This window comes from Thalassospira alkalitolerans, assembly GCF_002115745.1.
Classification (GTDB): Bacteria; Pseudomonadota; Alphaproteobacteria; order Rhodospirillales; family Thalassospiraceae; genus Thalassospira; species Thalassospira alkalitolerans.
In genome coordinates, this window is record NZ_JFKB01000014.1 from 20043 (window position 1) to 38847 (window position 18805).

Genomic DNA, 18805 nt, shown 5'->3' on the forward strand with positions numbered 1-18805 from the left:
GCCTGGCCTTATTTTGAATTATCCGGCGATTTCGCCGCCATCCTGTTTGGTGATGGCAAGAACCGACGGGCGCGGTGGAACACCATCGGCAAAGTCCGGCCAGCGGGTGCTGGGCGCGTCATAGGTCGAACCATCTGCCGGATGCTGAACGGCGACGAACAGGGTTTTGCCATCCGGGGTGAATTCCGGCCCGCACATTTCCGCCCCTTCCGGGCAGGCAAAGAAGAATTTGGTCAGGGCGCGACCGGCTCCTTCAACGTCTGTGGCGTGCATGCCGTCCGGGATATCGGATTTCGGGGCACCATCGGTGGCAATCCACAGGCGCCCCTTGTGATCAATTGCCAAATTGTCCGGGCAGGAAACCCAGCTTTCGGCGCCGGGATGGTAAACCGACTTGTCATCGGTGTTGGCCGGATTGCCCCCCAAAAGGAAAATATCCCATTCAAAGGTTGATGCCGTGTGATCGGCATCCTTGCCCATGCCGCCGGGCGGGGTAAGTTCGAGCACGTGACCATGGATGTTTTTGACACGCGGATTAGCGATGTTTGGTTCTTTGCGTTTCGAATTGTTGGTCAGCATGACGTAAACCTTGCCATTGACCGGGTTCGGTTCGACGTCTTCCGGGCGGTCCATTTTGGTCGCGCCTAGAAGGTCGGCTGCGCGGCGGGTTTCGATCAGGACGTCGGCCCGGCTGTCAAAGCCGTTTTCTGCGGTCAATGGGCCTTCACCATGAATGATCGGCATCCAGTTGACGGTGCCATCGTCGTTGAATTTGGCAACATGAAGCGTGCCATCTTCAAGGATGTCCATATTTGCCGCACGGTCATTCGGGTTGTATTTTTTCGATGCAATGAATTTGTACAGATAATCAAACCGCTGATCATCGCCGGAATAGGCGACAACGGAATTATCCTTGTTCAGGAAGACGGTCGCACCTTCATGCTTGAACCGGCCAAGGGCCGTGCGTTTTTTCGGTGTCGATGATGGATCATAGGGATCAAGTTCGACCATCCAGCCGAATTTGTTCGGCTCGTTCGGTTCTTTTTCAACATTGAAACGGTCGAAATGGTTGACCCAGCTATACCAACTGTCCGGTTCGATGCCGAGGCGCTTGTAATTGCGTTCTTCGTTGGTTTTGGCGATGTCGCCGCCAAAGTAACCGTTAAAGTTTTCTTCGGCGATCAGGATGGTGCCCCAGGGCGTCTTGCCACCTGCACAGTTATTCAGGGTGCCGATCACCCGCGTTCCGGTCTGATCCGTACTGGTTTTCAGGCGGTCATGGCCTGCTGCGGGGCCGGTGATCACCATTTCGGTTTCAAGGGCGGAAATACGGCGCGCATATTGCGATCCGTCAACAACCTGCCATTTTCCATCGGTTTTTTTGATTTCAAGAACCGAATGACCGTGGGCGGCGATTTCATGCTGTGCCTGTTCCTTGGAGGCGCCCATTGGATCTTTAAGGCTCGGCCACATCAATTCGGCATTGGTGTATTCATGGTTGATACACAGTAAGCCATGATCGGAATTGTTCGAACCGGCGGGCAGTGGTAGGTAACCGATGAAATCGTTGTTATAACCGAACTGTTTGACCTGGGCCGCGGCATCAACTGCACCCGGAACATAGGCCGGGGCATCTGCCACAACCTTGTCGCCATGACGGATCAGTATATTGGCATCATAACCGTCGGCAACCGTGTGGGATTTGGCAATTTTCTGCGGGATCGACTTGAAGGTCAGCGTTGATGCATCCTGCGCGCGGGCCATGCCCGTTGTTACAATTCCGGCACCGGCAACGGCGGACGTCGCCATCAGGCCTTTGAAAAATCCACGGCGTGTCAGACGGGCATTGATCAGGTCGGCAACACGGGGATTGTTGGTCGGGTTGGATGGAATGTCATCGCGGTCTTCGATGATTTCAAACTGTTCGTTCATGATCTCTCTCTTTATCAAGGCGGAAACGGGTTTGGCAAAAATGCCTTAAACCAGGCGTTTCGCGCATGACAAATTTGTTATGTTATAACGTATCATTTAGAGGGAGTTTGAAACGCGATATATCTTATTGGAAAACCGCAGGTTTAAATAAGTGCCGGGCGTCCTGTCCTGACGTGGACAGCTTTTCATCACGTGCTGATTTTGGGGTTCCGTGCCGATATGAATTGCTTTACGGCGACGGGGATTTTGCCGTTCGAAACTTCCCCTTGCTGGAATGTGTTTATGTCCCAATCGGAAAAAACGCGGGCCAGTTCATCAGCTTGCAACAGGAAATCCGGGGATCGCGGGCGGCCGAATTTTTCATTTCCGGTCATGAATGTTTCGTACAATATGGTGCCACCCGGCTTTACAGCTTGGCATAGATCATCGAACAACGGACGATGCAGATAGTTGACCACGACGATAAGATCGAATGCCTTGTCTTTAAATGGCCAAACCCCGCATTCAAGATCGTCCTCGACCCAATTGATTGCCGGGTTTCGGGCCCTGTCTGTTTTGGAAAGGTCGCGATCAATTGCCGTGACTTTCCAGCCATGATCCGCCAGCCAAAAACTGTGACGCCCGCCACCACAGGCAAGATCAAGTGCAGTTGCGCCGGGGGCCGGGCAGGGCGGGCAATGTGATGTAATCGTGTGCGATGGCATTAAGGATGACATTTTCATAAATCTTGGTTATTGAATGTTCGGCCTTAAACTGGCATTCCGGTCTGATGCGGCTATATCATTGATATCAAGTCGCCTTGCAACTTTTACGGTTTCCTTGAACAAATGACAGCATGATCCTCTTTCAGCTTAAATGCGAACATGATCACGAATTTGAAGGTTGGTTCAAAGACGGTGCCACGTATGAGGCCCAGTCTGCCAGCGGTGAACTGTCATGCCCGCATTGCGGGACGGTGAATGTCGGCAAGGCATTGATGGCTCCAAGGTTGCGGACATCGCGCCAGAAAGACGAGGCGGCGGAAAAAAGCCGCCAGGTCGCCATGGTCGAAGCGACCAAAGCCGCCGTTGCCGAAATCCGCAAGCAGGTCGAAGGAAATTGCGAGCATGTCGGCAAAAAATTCGCCGAAGAAGCCCGCAAAATCCATTACGGCGAAACCGAAAAACGCGGCATTTACGGCGAAGCCTCGTTAAAGGAAACCGCCGAACTGATTGATGAAGGCATCGATGTTCATGCCCTGCCTTGGCAGGATGATATCAAGAAAAACTGACGAAAGTGTTGCGCAAATCCCCCCGTCAGGTGATGGCATTTGCGCAAAAATCCCCAAGTTGGTCGATGGGCGACGTGATTACGCGTCCGCAGGTTTTTGCGCGATGACCATGTAATTGATGTCAAGATCGCGCGGTGCCACCGACCATTTATCGGTGATCGGGTTATAGGCAACACCGGTAATATCCACCAGATCCAGTCCCGCGCCGCGCAAAAGGCCGGACATTTCAGACGGTTTGACAAATTTGCGCCAGTCATGGGTGCCCGCAGGCAACCAGCGCAGAATGTATTCCGCGCCAAATTTGGCCAGTGCCAGTGATTTCAGCGTGCGGTTCAGGGTGGCGACAAACATCAAGCCGCCCGGTTTCAAAAGGGCGGCACAGGCCTGCATGAAGAATTGCGGATCATCGACATGTTCGATGACTTCCATATTCAGGACGATATCGAATTGTTTGCCTTCATCGGCCAGCATTTCCGGGGTGCAATTGCGATAGTCGATTGCCAGCCCGGATTGGGCGGCATGGACTTTGGCGACTTCGATATTGTTTTCGGCGGCATCAATCGATGTCATTTTGGCCCCCATGCGGGCCAATGGTTCGGATAACAGGCCCGCACCACAGCCGATATCGATGATTTCGACATCTTTCAAAGCATCGATTTGATGGGGGTCGCGACCAAGATGGGCGCAAATGTTGTCGCGCAGAACCTGCAACCGTATCGGATTGAATTTGTGCAGCGGTTTCATCACCCCGTTCGGGTCCCACCATTTTTCGGCCATGGCCGAAAAGCGCGCAATTTCATCGGCGTTGGCGGTGCGGCTGTTTTGGGCGGATGCGTGCGACATGGGCGGCTCCGAAGGCATGATATTGATTTTGTTTTGCTCTGCCCTGTTTACGCGGGCAGGCACGGCAAGGCAACACCCTGCTTGTGTGATGGGTTAACCGATCAGATCATTTATCAGATGATTTGCAAGCCCGTTCAGGCTGCGTGAAATATGAATATCGGGAACGTCGCGGTTTTCATGCCACTGGGCAAAGGCCCACGGACCGCGCAATAACCAGCTTGCCTGCATGCCATGGCGGATTGCCGGATAGATGTCGTTATCAAGCCGGTCGCCGACGTACAGGATATCTTGGGCATCAATGCCGGTTTGGTCGATCAGGGCATTGAAAAATGCCGGATCGGGTTTGCGCAGGTTCAGCCGGGCCGAACTGGACATCCAGTCGATATTGATGGGCAATCGGGACAGGACATCCTCGGTCGATTGGGGCTGATTGCCGCAAATGCCGATTTTGATGCCGCCAGATTGCAAATTGCCAAATGCGGGAACAACATCGGGGTATAAATCATCCAGCCCGACATCAAGCAGGTCGGGGCTTCGCCATGTTTCCACTGGCAAGTCGGAAAACCGCGCAAGTTCTTCCAGGATTTCACGAAATCCCAACCCCCGCGTCAGCGCAATACCGGCAACGGCACTGACGGTAAATGGGGGGATGCCAAACCGGGCGGCAATGCGATGCCATATTCCGGTTTCATCAATCAGCGTTTCCCCAACATCAAAGATAACCATTGCCGGTTTGCGGAGCCGGACGGTTACAGGCATATCTGGCATCGAATTTGGTCCTTGATCAGGTCGGTATTGTCTTGGCTGTCTTGTGCCAAAAGGGATTAAAAAGGGATATGTGCAATGCATTAATTACGGGCGATATCAGGGTTTCTGGGTAAAGCATCGCGTGGTCTTTTGCGGTTTTTGCCAATTGGAATGCATTCAGATCATTTTGTAAGATTAAAATGCAACCATACGCAATTTATCCCTGCGTTGATGCTTGTTTCCAGAAGAGTAAGGCAGTATTGATAACGCCGCCCGGATCAGGCCGCGCGCCGCGTTGCTGGCTTGCGCCAATTGATCGAGGGCCGGATCATATGCCATCTTTTTCGGAACTCCGATGGGATGGCAAGTTTAGCGGGGATGCTTCATGGCCCGTATTGTCATGAAATTTGGCGGCACGTCGGTCGCTGATGTCGAAAAGATCAAGAATGTCGCCCGCCGGGTCAAGTCCGAGGTCGATGCCGGCAATCAGGTTGCCGTTGTCGTTTCGGCCATGTCGGGCAAAACCAACCAATTGGTCGGCTGGGCTGATGAAATTTCGCCGATGTATGATGCACGTGAATATGACGTGATCGTTTCATCGGGGGAACAGGTTACCGTCGGACTTATGGCGATGGCGCTGCAAAGCATTGATGTGCCTGCACGTTCATGGCTTGGCTGGCAGATTCCGATCAAGACCGATGGCGCACATGCCAAGGCTCGTATTCAGGAAATTGATACGACCGAACTCGACAAGCGCATGAATAGCGGTGAAGTCGTTTGCGTTGCCGGTTTTCAGGGAATTGCGCCTGACAATCGCATCACCACGCTGGGGCGTGGCGGTTCGGATACGTCGGCGGTTGCCCTTGCGGCGGCGCTAAAAGCGGATCGTTGCGATATTTATACCGATGTTGACGGCGTCTATACTACGGATCCGCGCATCGTGCCCAAAGCGCGCAAGATCGAAAAGATCACCTACGAAGAAATGCTTGAACTGGCATCGCTTGGTGCGAAGGTCCTTCAAACCCGTTCTGTCGAGATGGCCATGAACCATCGCGTCCGGGTGCAGGTCCGTTCGTCCTTTAGCGATGTAGAAGGTACACTTGTTGTAGACGAGGACGAAATCGTGGAACAGGAAGTTGTCAGCGGGATTGCCTATAGTCGTGACGAAGCCAAGATCACCTTGGTGAAAGTCGCCGACAAACCGGGAATCGCTGCTTCTATCTTCAGCCCGTTGGCTGATGCGAATATCAATGTCGACATGATCGTGCAGAACGTTTCTGAAGACGGTAAAAGCACCGATATGACCTTTACCGTGCCGCGTGGCGAATTCAAGCGTGCGCTTCAGGTGATCGAAGGTAATTCGGTCAATATTGGTTACAAGGAATTGCTGAGCACGTCCGATGTGACCAAGGTTTCAATCATCGGTGTTGGTATGCGATCCCATGTTGGGGTTGCCCGCAAGATGTTTGAAACGCTGGCGGAAAAAGGCATCAACATTCAGGTCATTTCGACCTCGGAAATCAAGGTCAGTGTTCTGATCGCCGAGGAATATACCGAACTGGCCGTTCGTGCCCTTCACACCGCATATGGTCTGGACGCTGAATAATTTAACAACCTGGAACTTTATCGTTTGCGATTAAGTCACTGTTAAATTGCGTCAATTATTACATACTAGCTGGAACTATCGGTTTCGGCCTTTATGATGAAATGGCAGGGAACCTTAGGTTTCCTGCATTTCTGCTTTGGGGTATTTGAAATATGAGCAATCCGAAATTCGATGTAGCACGCGCCCGCCTTGAAAATTTGTGGGCGGCGGGCAAGGAATTTCTGGGAACGGATTACGCCATTATGGCTGGCGCAATGTCCTGGGTTTCCGAACGTCACCTTGTGGCGGCGGTATCAAATGCCGGTGGTTTTGGCGTGATTGCCTGCGGATCGATGACGCCGGACCTGCTATCAGCGGAAATCGCCGGGACCAAGGCACTGACCAACAAGCCGTTTGGCGTCAATTTGATTACCATGCACCCGATGCTGGATGATCTGATCGAAGTTTGCCGTGAACATGAAGTTGGTCACGTTGTTCTGGCTGGTGGGTTGCCGTCCTCGGCAGCAATTAAAAAAGCCAAAGAATTTTCCAAGGTCGTTTGTTTCGCCCCGGCGCTGGTTTTGGCGAAAAAACTGGTGCGTTCGGGTGCGGATGCGCTGGTGATTGAAGGCAGCGAAGCCGGGGGGCACATTGGCCCGGTATCGTTGACAGTTCTGGCTCAGGAAATCCTGCCGGAAATCAAGGATGTGCCGATCTTTTGTGCGGGCGGTATCGGTCGCGGCGAAGCCATTACCGGGTTGCTTGAACAAGGTGCTGCCGGTGTGCAAATTGGCACACGCCTTGTCTGTGCCAGCGAATGCATTGCCCATGCCGATTTCAAAAAGGCCTTTATCCGTGCCAGTGCGCGCGATGCGGTCAGCACGGTTCAGCTTGACGACCGGTTCCCGGTTATTCCGGTTCGCGCCCTTGCAAATAAAGGGACAGAGGAATTCCGCGAAACCCAGCGCAAGGTGATCGAGAAATTCCGCGCCGGTGAACTTGATCAGGGTGCCGCCCAGCTTGAAATCGAACATTACTGGGCAGGCGCTTTGCGCCGTGCGGTCATCGATGGTGATGTCGAAGGCGGATCGGTTATGGCAGGACAATCGGTTGGTATGGTAAAGAAAGAACAACCGGTAGCCGAAATTCTTGAAGAACTGGTCGAACAGGCCGTTCAGTCCCTCGCACAAAGAGACAAATAAGCCCGATGAGCATACCGTCCGCCGCAGTCACTGGTCCGCGACGCCTTTTAAAGCGCGTTCGCGACGTCATGGCTGGCCCGGGGACCGCTGAGGAACGCCTTGGAAAGATCGTGACCATTATTGCGGCCGATATGGTGGCCGAGGTCTGTTCTGCCTATGTGATGCGTGCGGGCGAGGTGCTTGAGCTTTTTGCGACATGCGGTTTGTCGGCCAAGGCGGTTCATATGACCCGCCTTCGGGTTGGCGAGGGGATTGTCGGTTATGTTGCGGCCCATGCGCGCCCGCTTAACCTTAAAGACGCGCAAAGCCATCCAAATTTTGCCTATCGCCCGGAAACCGGTGAGGAAATCTATCATTCCATGATCGGTGTGCCGATCCTGCGCGGGGGCCGTATCATCGGTGTTCTTGCGGTGCAGAACCGGACTGAGCGTCTTTATTCCGAGGACGAACAGGAAGCGCTTGAAAATGTCGCCATGGTGCTGGCCGAAATGGTCGCCGGTGGCGAGCTTGTCAGCCGTGATGAATTGCTTCCGACCGACGGGATTGCATTGTTACCGTTGCGATTGGGCGGCGCACGACTTGCGCCGGGGATCGGCAAGGGTATTGCCGTTCTGCATCAGCCACGCATCGTTATCGATCGGATGGTGTCCGAGGATCCGGAAGAAGAACTGACCCGCCTGCGCGAGGCAATGCACGGCCTGCAGAGCCATCTCGACAAGATGCTGGAAGCTGTTTCAAGTTTTGAGCGCAATGGCAGTGGCGATGATCCGGGGGACATTCTTGAAGTCTATCGGATGATCGCACAGGATACCGGCTGGTTGAACCGGATTACCGAGGCTGTACATACCGGTTTGACTGCCGAAGCCGCCGTGCAAAAGGTGCATGATGATACGCGCGCACGCATGGCACAGGTCAGTGATCCTTATTTGCGCGAACGTTTGCACGATCTTGAAGATCTGGCCAATCGCCTGTTGCAGCATTTATCGGGGCAATATCAGTCGCCTGCTTTTGGCGATTTGCCCGATCACATCATTCTGGTTGCCAGCAATATCGGCCCGGCCGAGCTTTTGGACTATGACCACACGCGGTTGCGGGGGCTGGCGCTTGAGGAAGGGTCGCATACTTCGCATGTGGCGATTGTGGCGCGCGCGCTTGATATCCCGGTTTTAGGCGGGGTCAAGGGCGTTCTTGACAAGGTTGAAACCGGCGATCCGCTGATTGTTGATGCGGATAATGCGCAATTGTTTGTCCGGCCAACCGAGGATGTCCGATCGGTTGTCGATGGTGCATTGAAAGCCCGTGCGCAGCGCAAGGTGCTTTATGCCCAGATGCGCGATTTGCCTGCACGGACCTGTGATGACATTGATATATCGCTGAATGTGAATGCCGGTCTTTTGATTGATGTGCCCCATGTCATCGAAAGCGGGGCCGATGGGATTGGCCTGTATCGGACGGAAATTCCGTTCATGGTGCGATCCGCAATGCCCGATATTGTCGATCAGACACGGCTTTATACCCGAATTTTCGAACAGGCCGAAGGCCGCCCGGTTGTTTTTCGTACCCTTGATGTCGGTGGTGACAAATTGTTGCCCTATTGGCAGGATATGACAGAAGAGAACCCGGCGATGGGCTGGCGTTCGATCCGTATTACACTGGATCGGCCTGCTGTGCTTGTCCATCAATTGCGCGCACTGATCCGGGCTGCCCATCAACGGGATCTGTATGTCATGTTCCCGATGATTGCCGAGGTCGCAGAATTCGATCAGGCGAAGGGGCTTTTGGATCAGCAACTGAAACGCGAAGCGCAACGCGGCTATGTACCGAACCGGGTCGAGGTTGGAGCAATGTTGGAGGTCCCGGCGCTGATATGGCAAGCGCCGGCCCTGTTGGCGCGTGTCGACTTTTTGTCGGTTGGGACCAACGATTTGTTGCAGTTTATGTTCGCTGCTGACCGTGGAAATCCGCGGATCGAGGGGCGTTACGACACGCTTTCGCCAAGTGTGTTTGCCTTTATGCGGCAACTTGTCACATTGTGTGATGAACGAAATGTGCGTTTGACCATCTGTGGCGAGATGGCCGGGCGTCCGTTGGAAGCGATGGCACTGATTGGATTGGGTATTCGACGCTTGTCTATGGCGCCTGCTGCGGTTGGTCCTGTAAAGGAAATGGTCCGAAGCATGAATGCCAGAAGCGTTGAGGACTATGTCTTGTCTGTGATGAATAGTTCCAGCAGATCATTGCGATCCCGTCTTAAGGCTTTCGCAATAGATCACGGTGTAAAACTTTAAAAACAATCGCCTTTGGTGGGGGCATCTGCTATTTTTATTGCTAGATCGTAACGTGGGGGTGCGGAGTTGGCGATCGGAAAGCGAAAGGAAGATCATTTGGACGAGCAATCCGGGGGGCGCTTGCGTTTCAGGCCGCTGCCTGGGAATGGGCCGTCAAATGATATCAAGATGGAAGCAGATACCAGTTATTCTTCGGATCAGATGGAGATAGGACGTCTTCTGCGACACACCAGGACAAGCCTGGGTCAAAGTGTGGAAGATGTTTGCAAGTTACTGCGTATCCGTAAGATTTATATCGAGGCGATCGAGAACAGCGAGTATTCGGTGTTGCCCGGTGGCCCGTATGGCATGGGCTTTGTCAAAGCCTACGCCGAACATCTCGGACTTGATAGTGCTGAAATCGCACGTCGTTTTCGTGCCGAAAGCAATGCACCGGACGTTCGTTCGGAACTTAGTTTCCCGAAACCTGTTCAGGAAAGTCGTGTTCCCGGCGGTGCCGTTCTTTTGATTGCGGCATTGCTTGGCATCGGTGCGTATGGCGGGTGGTACTATCTGTCTAGTCAGGGCAAAACCATTGCCGATCTGGTCGATCCGCTGCCTGAACGTCTGGCAAGTTATACGTCAGGGGGTGCTGATTCCACGCCGGAACGCAATTTGGAAAATGCAGCGGACGCGCATGCGGCCGAAGCCGAACCAATGGTCGATGCCCAGATAGTGGAACCGGTCGAAGAACCCGTGACGGAAATGGCGGAAGCCCCGGTTGCGGAAAATACACCGGTAATCGTTGAAGAAACTCCGGCTGAAAGCGCAGAAGCGCCAGTTGTGCCAGCTAAAAAGCCAGCCGCCGTCGCCGAGGTTGCCGAGACACCGGCAGCAGCAGCGCCTTTGGCCCCGGCAACCGAAACCGCGGCTGTTCCGGCCGCGCCCACGGTTGATGAAGTTGGCGGTGGTCGTGTCTTTGGTTCGGTTAATGTCGATAGCCGTGTCACCATCGAAGCGGTCGAAACCAGTTGGGTTCGTATCCGCGAAGCTGATGGCAATATCTTGCTGACCCGGATGCTAAGTGCTGGCGATACCTATCGCGTGCCGAACCGGAACGGATTGATGCTTGAAGTTGGCAATGCCGGGGCACTGACCTTTAGCATTGATGACAAGGAAGCATTGCCCGTCGGTGAGTATGGTGCCGTGATTTCGGACTTTTCGCTTGATGTTGAGGCACTTGAAGGGGCCGGTCAGACGACCGTTCAATAATTGCGCCCGCCATTGTTGCGATGGTATCAGCATTGATTTTGGAAAAGCGGCCTTACGGGGCCGCTTTTTTTATGACAGCTTTGCAAAATGTGACGGAAAAACCATAAGGCAACGGTTTCTAATCACCACTTGATAAGCTATATAGTCGGGCAGGATGCAGAACACCTTTAGAATGAGTTCTGCTGCGCGAGACACAGATTTGCTTGGAACTGGAAATGAGCGTCCGCCCTTATCGAGATATTGATCGTCGGCATAGCCGCAAAATTCGCGTTGGTAATGTCGAAGTCGGCGGAGATGCGCCGATTACGGTGCAGTCGATGACCAACACGCTGACCACGGATGTGAATGCGACCGTGGATCAGATTTTGCGCCTTGAAGAAGCAGGTGCCGATATCGTTCGGGTTTCCTGCCCGGATCAGGAATCGACAGCCGCGCTGAAGGACATCATCAAACAGGTGCATGTTCCGATCGTTGCCGATATCCATTTCCATTATAAACGCGCGATTGAAGCCGCCGAAGCCGGTGCGGCATGCCTGCGCATCAATCCGGGCAATATCGGTTCGAACGATCGTGTGCGCGAAGTCGTCAAGGCAGCCAAGGACCATGGGTGTTCGATGCGTATTGGCGTCAATGCCGGGTCGCTTGAAAAGGAATTGCTGGAACGTTACGGCGAACCCTGCCCCGAGGCGATGGTTGAAAGTGCATTGAACCACGCCAAGATCCTTGAAGATCAGGACTTTTACGAGTTCAAAATCTCGGTCAAGGCGTCCGACGTGTTTCTGGCGGTTGCGGCCTATTACGGCCTGGCCGAGGCCTGTGACTATCCGTTGCATCTGGGGATCACCGAGGCAGGTGGTCTTCGCAGCGGTACCGTGAAATCGGCGATTGGCATGGGGAACCTTCTGTGGGCCGGGATTGGCGATACACTGCGTGTGTCCCTGTCAGCCGACCCGGTTGAAGAAATCCATGTCGGGTATGACATTCTGAAATCGCTTGGCCTGCGGACGCGCGGCGTGCAGATCATTTCCTGCCCGTCCTGTGCGCGCCAGGGCTTTAACGTGGTTGATACCGTGGCCGAACTTGAAAAACGACTGGCCCATATTTCAACCCCGATTTCGCTGTCGATCATTGGCTGTATTGTCAATGGTCCGGGGGAGGCGCGTGAAACCGATATCGGTTTGACCGGTGGTGGTGGCGGGAACCACAAAATGTATATTTCCGGCCGTCCCGATCACAATGTCAGCACGGAAAAAATGGTCGATCATATCGTTGAATTGGTCGAAGAACGTGCGGCCCGGATCGAGGCCGAAGAAGCTGCAAAACTGACTGCCGCAGAATAGCACGGCAGAATTGACGAATTTTGGCTTTCCGCCATCACGGTGGAAAGCTATTTTCATGTTCATATGAGTTTGTGTTGATTGTATTTGGCGCAAATATCTGGAATTCAAGTTAGATCGGAGACCCAAAGTGGCATCGCTTCAACCCGTCCGTGGCACGCATGACCTTCTGCCGGAACAGAATCGTCTGCAGGATCATATCGCGCAGGTCGCGCGCGACATTGGCGAGTTGTATGGCTATCATCGCATGTCCACGCCGATCTTTGAATTTACCGAGGTTTTTGCCCGGACCCTTGGCGATACGTCCGATGTTGTGACCAAGGAAATGTACACGTTTGAAGACCGCGGCGGCGAACAGGTCACGTTGCGTCCCGAAGGCACGGCGGGTATTGCACGCGCCTATATCTCGAACGGTATGCAGCAGATGTCGCCGGTCAAGGTTTCGTATTATGGCCCGATGTTTCGCTATGAACGGCCGCAAAAAGGCCGCCAGCGCCAATTCCACCAGATCGGTGCTGAATTGCTGGGTGTTGAACAGGTCGCGGGCGATATCGAAATGATCGCCTATGGCGCACATATCCTTAAATCGCTTGGTTTGTGGGATAATATCTCACTGGAACTTAACACGCTTGGTGATCCGGAAAGCCGGGCGGCATACCGCGATGTGCTGGTTGATTATTTCAAAGGCCATTTCGATAAGCTGTCCGAAGACAGCCGCGCGCGCCTTGAAAAAAATCCGCTGCGTATTCTTGATTCCAAGGACGACGGGGATCGCGAACTGGTTGCCAATGCGCCGCTATTTGCCGAATACCTGAACGAACACAGCCAGGAATTCTTTAAATCATTGACTGGTGGTCTTGGGGATATCGGCATTGGTTATGACTTAAACCCGCGTCTGGTGCGTGGTCTTGATTACTATTGCCATACCTGTTTTGAATTCACGACCAACACCCTTGGTGCGCAGGGCACCGTGATGGCCGGTGGCCGTTACGATGGTTTGATTTCGACCATGGGGGGCCCGCAGACCGCCGGTGTTGGCTGGGCGGCGGGCGTTGAACGTCTGGCGCTGATGGTTGGCGAAGCCCCGGCAGCACCACGCCCGGTTGCCCTGATCCCGATGGGGGATGCCGCCGAGGCAAAATGCCGGACATTGGCGCAGACATTGCGTGAAGCCAGCATTGCGGTCGAGCTTGGCTATGCCGGGAATATGAAAAAACGCATGAAACGTGCGGACAAGGCCAATGCCCGTTTGGCGGTTATCCTTGGCGATGATGAATTGGCCAAGGGCGTTGCCCAACTGCGCGACCTTGATAGTGGTGAACAGCAAGAAGTTGCGTTGGATCAGCTTGCTGGCGTAATCGGCAAAAGGTGAGTTTGGGGTGACAGACGCATTCTCGCGTGAAGAAGCCGGAGATTGGCCGCTCGATCGCCTGATGGTGATCGGGACCAATCATCGGCGCTCTAGCGAGGATACCCGTGATCGTCTGTTCATTGACGAAGCCCGTTTACCGCAATTTTTATCGGCGATTTTGCAAGCCCGGCTGGGGCAGGCGGTTGTGGTTTCAACATGCAATCGCACCGAAATCCACCTTTTGGCATCCGAGGCCGAACGCGGGCGTGAACGCCTGATCGATTTGCTGGCACTCTGGGCGGATATTGATCGCGATAAACTGGCAAGTGAACTTTACATCCGGTCTGGCCGGGATGCCTTGCGCCACGTCTTTGCCGTTGCCGCGTCACTTGACAGTTTGGTGATTGGCGAGCCTGAAGTGTTTGGTCAGGTCAAGGATGCCCACCGGATTGCGCGTAAACATCAGCTTGTCGGGCGTGAACTGGAACTGGTGTATCAAACCGCCTATGCCATTTCGAAAAAGGTGCGCAGCAAAACCGGGATCGGGCAGGGCGCGGTTTCGATTGCCGCCGCCGCGCAATCGGTGGCGCGCGATCTTCATGGTGATATCGCCAATTGTACCTTATTGCTGGCCGGTGCCGGGGATATGGGGGAATTGATCGCAGCATCCCTTGCCGAACGCGGCATGGGGCGGGTTTTGGTAACTGACAGGTTGGCCGCACGGGCGCGGTTGGTTGCGCGACGGCTTGATTGCCATTGGTCGGAAATGGAAGATTTGGACCGTTTGCTGGCCGAGGCCGATATGGTCCTGACCGCAGGTGGTTCACGGCGTTATATCATCGATAAGGTGCGCGCGCTGGCGGCGATCAAACGGCGGCGCTATCGCCCGGTTTTGATGATCGATACGGCCGTTCCCGGTGATATTGATCCGCAGGTCGATGAAATTGACGAAGTGTTTTTCTATCGGCTGGAAGATCTTGAAAAGATCGCCGCCGAAGGGCGCGGCGGCCGCGAGGAAAAGGCCGACGAAGCCTGGGCCCTGATCGAGGAAGAGGTCGAGCATTTTGTGCGCGGCCGGGCGCAACGTGCCGCCGTTCCGGCGATGGCCGATCTTCGGGCGCATTTCGAAGCCGTACGTGATGACGCGCTTCGCGAAAGTCATGGGGATGCGGAAAAAGCAACCCGGTTGCTGGTCAATCGGTTGTTGCATGCACCGACCCAAGCGCTTAAAGACCTTGCGGCGACAACCGATGGTGCCGGTACGGTTGAATGGATGAAGGCGCAGAAGCTTCTGACCCGTTTGTTCCCGTTACAAACCGGAAATGATAGTGTCAAAGCCGATAATATTGATGAAATCCCGAAGGAGAAAAAAGAGTGAGTCTGGACCCTGGTAAACTTGATGGCGTTGTGCGCCGGTTCGACGAGCTCAAATCTCTGCTATCGGGGGGGGCGGTGGATGGCGGTTCGTTTGCCAAGCTGTCGCGCGAATATGCCGAATTATCCCCGGTTGTCGAAGCGGTCGAAAAGGTCAAAAAGCTGCGTTCTGATCTGGACGGTGCGCAGGAAATTCTTGATGACGGCTCTTCTGATCGCGATATGCGCGACATGGCCGAAGCCGAAAAATACGAAATCCTTGAAGAACTGCAAACCGCAGAACACGACGTAAAGCTGTTGTTGCTACCCAAGGATGACGCGGATGAAAAGAACGCCATTCTTGAAATCCGGGCTGGCACCGGCGGTGAAGAAGCCGCCCTGTTTGCGGCTGATCTGTATCGCATGTATCAGCGATATGCCGAAAACCGTGGCTGGAAGTTCGAACAGATGGATGCCAATGAAAACGATATTGGCGGTTACAAGGAAGTGATTGTCAACGTATCGGGGGCCGGTGTGTTTGCACGGCTTAAATTCGAAAGTGGTGTGCATCGTGTGCAACGTGTGCCGGTCACAGAAGGTGGCGGGCGTATTCATACCTCGGCGGCGACTGTGGCTGTTCTGCCCGAGGCCGAAAGCGTTGATATCCATGTTGATCCCAAGGATTTGCGCGTTGATACCTATCGCTCGCAAGGGGCCGGTGGCCAGCACGTTAACACCACTGATAGTGCCGTGCGCATTACCCATATCCCGACCGGTGTGGTTGCCGCCAGTCAGGAAGCAAAATCGCAGCATAAGAACAAAGAGAAAGCGATGAAGATGTTGCTGTCGCGCCTGTATGATCAGGAACGCGAAAGCAAGGATAATGCGCGTGCGGCGGATCGCAAGTCGCAGGTTGGATCGGGGGATCGTTCGGAACGTATCCGGACCTATAACTTCCCGCAGGGGCGTGTGTCTGATCATCGGATCAATCTGACGCTTTATCGCCTGGATGATTTTATCGCCGGTGGCCCATCGGTTGATGAAATGATTGATGCCCTGATCGCCGAAGATCAGGCACAGAAACTGGCCGAGATTGAGAATTGATCAAATGACGGCAAATGATGCCCGCACCCCGAATAATGCGGCGACGCTTGGTGATCTGATGACCGAGGCCGTGGCCGCCCTTCGTGATGCCGGTATTGATAATGCGCGTATGGACGCACGCATTCTTTTGTCTGATGCCGCCGGTGTTGATAGCAGCCGTATTGCGGCCTGGCCCGAAGATATCGTTGCGGATGATAAATCCACCAAATTCCGCGACATGATCGCGCGCCGCCTGAAACGTGAGCCGGTGTCGCGTATTTTGGGGCAACGTGATTTTTGGCGTCACAGCTTTAAGCTTTCCCCTGAAACACTGGACCCGCGCCCTGATAGCGAGACAATCGTCGAACTGGCGCTTGACTGGCTTGAAGACAGGGATGCACCGACGGTGCTTGATTTTGGAACGGGTACCGGGTGTCTTTTGTTGTCGATTATTGGTGATTTGCAAAACGCCCGTGGACTTGGCGTTGATATAAGCCAAGGCGCGGTAGCCTGTGCACGTCAAAACGCCGATCAATTGGGGTATGGCGGGCAGGTTGAATTTCGCGTTTCCGATTGGGATCAGGCCGTTACGGATGACGAACGGACCGAGGGTTTTGATCTGGTTGTATCCAATCCACCCTATATCACACGTGATGAAATGGATGATCTATCCCCGGAAGTAAGCCGGTTTGATCCGCGTTTGGCCTTAACCGACGAAGGTGACGGGCTTGGTGCGTACCGGATTTTGTCACGGGTGGCGTTTGGCCTCGTCAAACCAGCGGGGTTTGTTATTTTTGAAATTGGTCAGGGGCAGGAAAATGCCGTCGCCCGGCTTTTGGTTGAGGCGGGATTTGTCGGTGTTGAATATCGCGAGGATCTTGGCGGGATTGTGCGGTGTGTTGCCGCGAAAAAGACCCGCTGTGCCGTTGGTCGCTGCGTTATCTGAATGGTATTCCGTACTGCCGCAAAAAAACGGTGAGCATTAAAAAAAACAGTTGGAATAACGCGTCAAGCCATATAAGTTGGTTTTTACGGGCCGGGTGCCCGACGCGCTATGATAGCGCCGTGTTCCCCTGTAAACAGTAACAAATCTCCGTTCCTTTATTGGTATCTGGCTGATTTATCGCGGTGCCTTTTAACCGGTACTGTTTAGCGGGAAATATGTTTTTCAGACGAAGTGGTTCCAGGGCCTTTAAATTGGTCCGGATTTGTCCTTCAACACCAAAGACATGTTGATATGAGAAATAACAATAACAACAACAGTAATAATAGTAACAATAACAACAACAATAATAATAAACGTCCGCGCGGTCGGCCTCAGCCGAATAAACGTCCTGTAAGTCCGAAGTTCCAAACTTTTGATAGCAACGGTCCGGACGGGCGCGTTCGTGGAAACGCCCAGCAAGTTCACGAAAAATACGTTTCGCTGGCCAAGGATTGCACGGATGATCCGGTTTTGGCGGAAAACTATTATCAGTATGCTGAGCATTATCATCGTATTCTGCAGGCGGCGGTTGACTGGGAAAACCAGCGTCGCGAAGAACGCGGTGAAAACAATCGTCCGCAGCGCACGGATCGTAATGAGCGTAGCGACCGCACTGATAGTACGGAGCGTAACGAGCGTACGGATCGTAATGAGCGTAGCGATCGCACTGATAGTGCGGAGCGTAATGACCGTGCTGATCGTAACGAGCGTAATGACCGTACGGATCGTAACGAGCGTACGGAGCGTAATGACCGTGCTGATCGTAACGAGCGTACAGAGCGTAATGACCGTACGGATCGCAACGAGCGTACGGATCGTAATGATCGTACGGAGCGTAATGGTCGGAGCAACAATCGCCCGGTCCGTGACGAGCGCAACGAAAATCAGAATGGCGATGACAGCGACAATGCTGCCAGCCAAGATAACGTTGCAGCGGTTCCTGCGGAAAACACTGCCGATAATGGCGATAACACCGTGAATGAAGCCGTTGCTTCTGCAAGTGAAGCCGTTGTTACTTCTGCGACGGATAAGAATGACGTCGAAGAGGCGCCGGTAAAACGCGCACCGCGCGCACGCCGTGCTCCGGCACGTGGTCGTCCGCCTAAAGTCGCAGCAGCCGTTGCTGGCGAAGGCGAACAGCCATCTGTTGAAGTGGTTGCCGCCGCCGATGACGGCGATGTCACAACTGCTGACGGCGAAGAAAAGAAACCTCGCAAGGCTGCTGCGGCAACCAGTCGGACACGTGGTCGTCATCCGACGGCGCGTCGTGGCCGTAGCCGTGCTGCTGGCCGTGAAGATGGCGAAGAAGGTGAAAGCGAAGATAAACCTGCGGAACCTGTTTCCGCCTGATCGCTTGGCCAATATTGAATTCAACAAACCCCGTCGGAGAAATCCTGCGGGGTTTGTTGTTTTGGTCGATGGGCGTGTTTGTTCATGTGCTGGAAGCCAGCTTTACAAGCGTTAACTGTGACTTGGTGCTGCAAAACCTTGCGTTATCAAATGTGTAATATGATGCAACTGGTGATTTTAACTGGTATCACTTTATGGCAATGAGGCCTGCAATATGATCGGTGAACG

At 53.9% G+C, this 18805-nt stretch carries 15 protein-coding genes; 11 read left to right on the top strand and 4 right to left on the bottom strand.

The annotated features are described in order from the left end of the window. Positions 1–18: 18 nt before the first annotated feature. The gene (locus TALK_RS17310; RefSeq protein WP_085620404.1) at positions 19–1932 is read right to left on the bottom strand and encodes a PhoX family protein; all 1914 of its coding nucleotides are present in this window, start codon (positions 1930–1932) and stop codon (positions 19–21) included. A 188-nt stretch (positions 1933–2120) separates the two neighbouring features. Then, positions 2121–2648, bottom strand: coding sequence for a class I SAM-dependent methyltransferase (locus tag TALK_RS17315; protein ID WP_139833872.1), 528 nt, complete (start codon positions 2646–2648; stop codon positions 2121–2123). Positions 2649–2767: 119 nt separating this feature from the next. Here TALK_RS17315 and TALK_RS17320 point away from each other — a divergent pair, with 119 nt between their 5' ends. After that, positions 2768–3202, top strand: coding sequence for a DUF1178 family protein (locus TALK_RS17320; protein WP_085620405.1), 435 nt, complete (start codon positions 2768–2770; stop codon positions 3200–3202). A 78-nt stretch (positions 3203–3280) separates the two neighbouring features. Here TALK_RS17320 and ubiG read toward each other — a convergent pair whose 3' ends face one another. Together ubiG and TALK_RS17330 are read right to left on the bottom strand one after the other, a co-directional pair. After that, on the bottom strand, positions 3281–4045 hold the full coding sequence (gene ubiG, locus TALK_RS17325) for a bifunctional 2-polyprenyl-6-hydroxyphenol methylase/3-demethylubiquinol 3-O-methyltransferase UbiG (RefSeq protein ID WP_085620406.1): 765 nt from the start codon (positions 4043–4045) through the stop codon (positions 3281–3283). A gap of 93 nt (positions 4046–4138) precedes the next feature. Next, entirely contained in the window at positions 4139–4813 is a 675-nt protein-coding gene (locus TALK_RS17330) for an HAD family hydrolase (protein WP_169715063.1), read from the bottom strand. A 364-nt stretch (positions 4814–5177) separates the two neighbouring features. On the opposite strand from TALK_RS17330, the gene TALK_RS17335 reads away from it, so the two are divergent. The 10 genes from TALK_RS17335 (at position 5178) to TALK_RS17380 (ending at position 18577) form a co-directional block, all read left to right on the top strand. Beyond that, positions 5178–6398 (top strand): aspartate kinase, encoded by a 1221-nt coding sequence (locus tag TALK_RS17335; RefSeq protein ID WP_085620408.1) that lies wholly within the window; start codon positions 5178–5180, stop codon positions 6396–6398. A gap of 152 nt (positions 6399–6550) precedes the next feature. Beyond that, positions 6551–7579, top strand: coding sequence for an NAD(P)H-dependent flavin oxidoreductase (locus TALK_RS17340; protein ID WP_085620409.1), 1029 nt, complete (start codon positions 6551–6553; stop codon positions 7577–7579). Between the two features lie 5 nt (positions 7580–7584). Then, positions 7585–9867 carry a phosphoenolpyruvate--protein phosphotransferase gene (gene ptsP / locus TALK_RS17345; protein WP_085620410.1) on the top strand — a complete coding sequence of 761 codons (2283 nt, stop codon included), beginning with the start codon at positions 7585–7587 and terminating at the stop codon, positions 9865–9867. Positions 9868–10068: 201 nt separating this feature from the next. Beyond that, positions 10069–11118, top strand: a complete 1050-nt coding sequence (locus tag TALK_RS17350; protein WP_281251313.1) for a helix-turn-helix domain-containing protein — start codon at positions 10069–10071, stop codon at positions 11116–11118. A 215-nt stretch (positions 11119–11333) separates the two neighbouring features. Beyond that, entirely contained in the window at positions 11334–12458 is a 1125-nt protein-coding gene (gene ispG, locus TALK_RS17355; RefSeq protein ID WP_085620411.1) for a flavodoxin-dependent (E)-4-hydroxy-3-methylbut-2-enyl-diphosphate synthase, read from the top strand. Positions 12459–12585: 127 nt separating this feature from the next. Further along, complete coding sequence (hisS, locus tag TALK_RS17360) at positions 12586–13827, top strand: histidine--tRNA ligase (RefSeq protein ID WP_085620412.1); 1242 nt, start codon at positions 12586–12588, stop codon at positions 13825–13827. Between the two features lie 7 nt (positions 13828–13834). After that, positions 13835–15184, top strand: coding sequence for a glutamyl-tRNA reductase (gene hemA / locus TALK_RS17365; RefSeq protein WP_085620413.1), 1350 nt, complete (start codon positions 13835–13837; stop codon positions 15182–15184). Then, positions 15181–16263, top strand: coding sequence for a peptide chain release factor 1 (gene prfA / locus TALK_RS17370; RefSeq protein ID WP_085620414.1), 1083 nt, complete (start codon positions 15181–15183; stop codon positions 16261–16263). The genes hemA and prfA overlap by 4 nt, the downstream gene beginning before the upstream one ends. 4 nt (positions 16264–16267) lie before the next feature. Then, a complete protein-coding gene (gene prmC / locus TALK_RS17375) occupies positions 16268–17188 on the top strand; it encodes a peptide chain release factor N(5)-glutamine methyltransferase (protein ID WP_085620415.1) in 921 nt (306 codons plus the stop codon). A gap of 291 nt (positions 17189–17479) precedes the next feature. Beyond that, positions 17480–18577 (top strand): DUF4167 domain-containing protein, encoded by a 1098-nt coding sequence (locus TALK_RS17380; RefSeq protein WP_139833873.1) that lies wholly within the window; start codon positions 17480–17482, stop codon positions 18575–18577. Positions 18578–18805 lie beyond the last annotated feature (228 nt).

What these genes read in the sequence shown, in the direction of transcription:
- TALK_RS17310 (WP_085620404.1), bottom strand. Translation starts at nt 1,932, where the DNA reads ATGAACGAACAGTTTGAAATCATCGAAGACCGCGATGACATTCCATCC.
- TALK_RS17315 (WP_139833872.1), bottom strand. Translation starts at nt 2,648, where the DNA reads ATGTCATCCTTAATGCCATCGCACACGATTACATCACATTGCCCGCCC.
- TALK_RS17320 (WP_085620405.1), top strand. Translation starts at nt 2,768, where the DNA reads ATGATCCTCTTTCAGCTTAAATGCGAACATGATCACGAATTTGAAGGT.
- ubiG (WP_085620406.1), bottom strand. Translation starts at nt 4,045, where the DNA reads ATGTCGCACGCATCCGCCCAAAACAGCCGCACCGCCAACGCCGATGAA.
- TALK_RS17330 (WP_169715063.1), bottom strand. Translation starts at nt 4,813, where the DNA reads ATGCCAGATATGCCTGTAACCGTCCGGCTCCGCAAACCGGCAATGGTT.
- TALK_RS17335 (WP_085620408.1), top strand. Translation starts at nt 5,178, where the DNA reads ATGGCCCGTATTGTCATGAAATTTGGCGGCACGTCGGTCGCTGATGTC.
- TALK_RS17340 (WP_085620409.1), top strand. Translation starts at nt 6,551, where the DNA reads ATGAGCAATCCGAAATTCGATGTAGCACGCGCCCGCCTTGAAAATTTG.
- ptsP (WP_085620410.1), top strand. Translation starts at nt 7,585, where the DNA reads ATGAGCATACCGTCCGCCGCAGTCACTGGTCCGCGACGCCTTTTAAAG.
- TALK_RS17350 (WP_281251313.1), top strand. Translation starts at nt 10,069, where the DNA reads ATGGAGATAGGACGTCTTCTGCGACACACCAGGACAAGCCTGGGTCAA.
- ispG (WP_085620411.1), top strand. Translation starts at nt 11,334, where the DNA reads ATGAGCGTCCGCCCTTATCGAGATATTGATCGTCGGCATAGCCGCAAA.
- prmC (WP_085620415.1), top strand. Translation starts at nt 16,268, where the DNA reads ATGACGGCAAATGATGCCCGCACCCCGAATAATGCGGCGACGCTTGGT.
- TALK_RS17380 (WP_139833873.1), top strand. Translation starts at nt 17,480, where the DNA reads ATGAGAAATAACAATAACAACAACAGTAATAATAGTAACAATAACAAC.